This is a genomic window from Acidimicrobiales bacterium (assembly GCA_036273495.1).
In the GTDB taxonomy this organism is placed as follows: Bacteria; Actinomycetota; Acidimicrobiia; order Acidimicrobiales; family JAJPHE01; genus DASSEU01.
Genome location: DASUHN010000385.1, coordinates 1 through 2580 on the forward strand (window position 1 = coordinate 1; position 2580 = coordinate 2580).

A 2580-nucleotide genomic window follows, 5' to 3' on the forward strand; every position below is an offset into this window, starting at 1 on the left:
CATCGTGGACGACGGCGAGTACTTCGAGGTCCACCAGCACTGGGCCATGTCGATTACCTGCGGTCTGGCCCGGATCGACGGGCGGGTCGTCGGGATCGTCGGGAACCAACCCGCCATCCTGGCCGGGGTGCTCGACATCGACTCGTCGGAGAAGGGCGGGCGCTTCGTCCGCACATGCGACGCCTTCAACATCCCGCTCGTCACGTTCGTCGACGTCCCTGGCTTCCTTCCGGGAACCGACCAGGAGTACGGCGGCATCATCCGCCACGGGGCCAAGCTGCTCTACGCCTACTGCGAGTCCACCGTGCCGCGCATCCAGGTGATCACCCGCAAGGCCTACGGCGGCGCCTACGTCGTCATGAACTCCAAGTCGATCGGCGCCGATCTCGCCTACGCCTGGCCGTCGGCCGAGCTGGCGGTGATGGGCCCGCAGGGCGCGGTCGACATCGTCTACCGCCGCGAGCTGCAGATGGCCGCCGACCCCGTGGCCCGGCGCAACGAGCTGGTCGAGGAGTACGTGGAGCAGTACGCCAACCCCTACGTGGCGGCCGAGCGCGGCTACGTCGACGACGTCATCGATCCGGCCGAGACCCGCCAGGTCCTGATCCGCAGCCTCGAGATGCTGCGCACCAAGCGCGAGGAGTTGCCCCGCCGCAAGCACGGCAACGTGCCCCTGTGACGGCCCGCACCCCCACCCGCCCATGACGTACCACCTCCAGCCCCCGGCCGACGACGAGATGGCGGCCATCGCCGCCGCCGTCGAGGCGGTCTGGCCCCGCCCCCGCCCGCCGGCCCAGGACGACGAGACCCCGCCCACCGCCTGGCGCTTCTCGGGGCGGTGGTGGGCCCGGCCCCTCGCGGCCCGCCGGGACCGCCCCTGGCGGTGGTGACGCCGGCGGAGCCGGGGCTCCCCGAGCTCACCACCGTCACCGACACCGAGGCCGTCTTCTTCGTCCCGGCGGGGGCGGAAACGGGCATGGCGACCGAGGTCCGCCGCCACGACGGCCTGGACCCCGACACCGGCTACGAGCTCGAGGGCACCGGCTTCCGCACCCTCCCCCGGCCGCCCGGAGAGCTGCTCTGCCGGGTCGCGACCGTCAACGACCTGCACTTCGGGGAGATCGAGGCCGGCCACCTCGCCGAGCTGCCGGTGGGCCCGGTCCTGCGCTCCGAGCCCGGGGAGGACCCCTACCCCGAGGTGATGAACGCCGCCGCCGCCGCCGAGATCGCCGCCGTCGAGCCCGACCTGGTCGTGGCCAAGGGGGACCTGAGCGACGCCGGCGCCGCCGCGGACCTGTCCGCCTTCTCCCGCTGCTACTCCGGCTTCGCCGGGCGCCTGGTGACGATCCCCGGCAACCACGACGTGGCCGGGGGGGCCCCGGGAGGCCCGCTGTCGCCCGGGCTCCCCGCCCGGGTGGACCTGCCGGGCGTGACCGTGGCCCTCCTCGACACCACCATCCTCCGCTGGCACACGGGTCGGGTCCCCGCCGACCAGCTGGAGTGGCTGGACGAGGTGGGGGCCGGCGCCGACCGGCCCGTGCTGGTGATGGGCCACCACCATGCCTGGGGGCCGGGGTCCAACAGCCGTCCCGCCGGCTACTTCGGGATCAACCCCGACGACTCCGAGGCTCTGGTGGCCCTGTTCGCCCGCCGGCCCCGTCTGGCGGCCTATCTGGCCGGCCACACCCACCGCAACCGGGTCCGGCGCTTCGCCGCCACCGGGCCGGTGCCCTGGGTGGAGGTGGCCAGCGTCAAGGAGTTCCCGGGGTGCTGGGCCGAGTACCGGGTCTACGAGGGGGGGATCCTCCAGATCGTCCACCGCATCTCGGCCCCGGCGGCCCTGGCGTGGACCGAGCGGACCCGGGCCCTGTTCGGCGGGCTGTTCCCGGGGTACGCCTTCGGGCAGCTGGGGGACCGTTGCCTCCGGGTAACCGGTCCGTGAACGCTTGGGGACAAACCTCCGGAAAACCACTCGAGGTGGGCGCCCAGCCGCCTCGTCGACCTTCCACTACCTGGCCAGGGCCAGCTAGACGGGGCTGGTCGCGCCTACCGCGTTATCCACGCCTGTGGACAACTTTGGGGACGAGGTCCCGGATCGGCACGCTGCGCGCGTGATCCGCGGCGGAGGGCGGGGGTTGACACCGCCTCGGCGCGGACTACCCGTCGGAATGACCAGATGCGCCCGCCGGCCCCCGGAAAGGCCGCGGGAGGGCGTTCAGGCCCGCCGGCGGGCGGCGACCAGGCCGGCCAGGTCGTCCATGATCCCGACCAGCTGGAAGTCCTTAGGCGTGTAGACCGCCGCCACCCCCAGCTCCCGCAGGCCGGGCTGGTCGGAGTCGGGGATGATGCCGCCGACCACCACCGGGGCGTCCACCCCCTCGGCCCGCAGGCGCTCGATGACCTCGGGCACGAGCTCCAGGTGGCTGCCCGAGAGGATCGAGATCCCGACCAGGTCGACGTCCTCGTCCCGGGCGATGGCGGCGATCTGCTCCGGGGTCAGCCGGATCCCGGGGTACACCACCTCGAATCCGGCGTCCCGGGCGGCCACGGCGATCTGCTCGGCGCCGTTGGAGTGACCGT

At 73.4% G+C, this 2580-nt stretch carries 4 protein-coding genes; 3 read left to right on the forward strand and 1 reads right to left on the reverse strand.

The window, feature by feature from the left end; all coding sequences use genetic code 11:
* From VFW24_16705 to VFW24_16715, 3 genes are all read left to right on the forward strand, one after another.
* The coding region (locus tag VFW24_16705; protein ID HEX5268411.1) for a carboxyl transferase domain-containing protein at positions 1–679 on the forward strand (679 nt) is incomplete at its 5' end.
* A 22-nt stretch (positions 680–701) separates the two neighbouring features.
* Positions 702–890 (forward strand): hypothetical protein, encoded by a 189-nt coding sequence (locus tag VFW24_16710; protein HEX5268412.1) that lies wholly within the window; start codon positions 702–704, stop codon positions 888–890.
* Entirely contained in the window at positions 887–1942 is a 1056-nt protein-coding gene (locus VFW24_16715; protein HEX5268413.1) for a metallophosphoesterase, read from the forward strand. The genes VFW24_16710 and VFW24_16715 overlap by 4 nt, the downstream gene beginning before the upstream one ends.
* A 273-nt stretch (positions 1943–2215) precedes the next feature.
* Here the strand turns inward: VFW24_16715 and VFW24_16720 are convergent.
* A partial coding sequence (locus VFW24_16720; GenBank protein HEX5268414.1) for a cobalamin-dependent protein occupies positions 2216–2580 on the reverse strand: 365 nt, incomplete at its 5' end.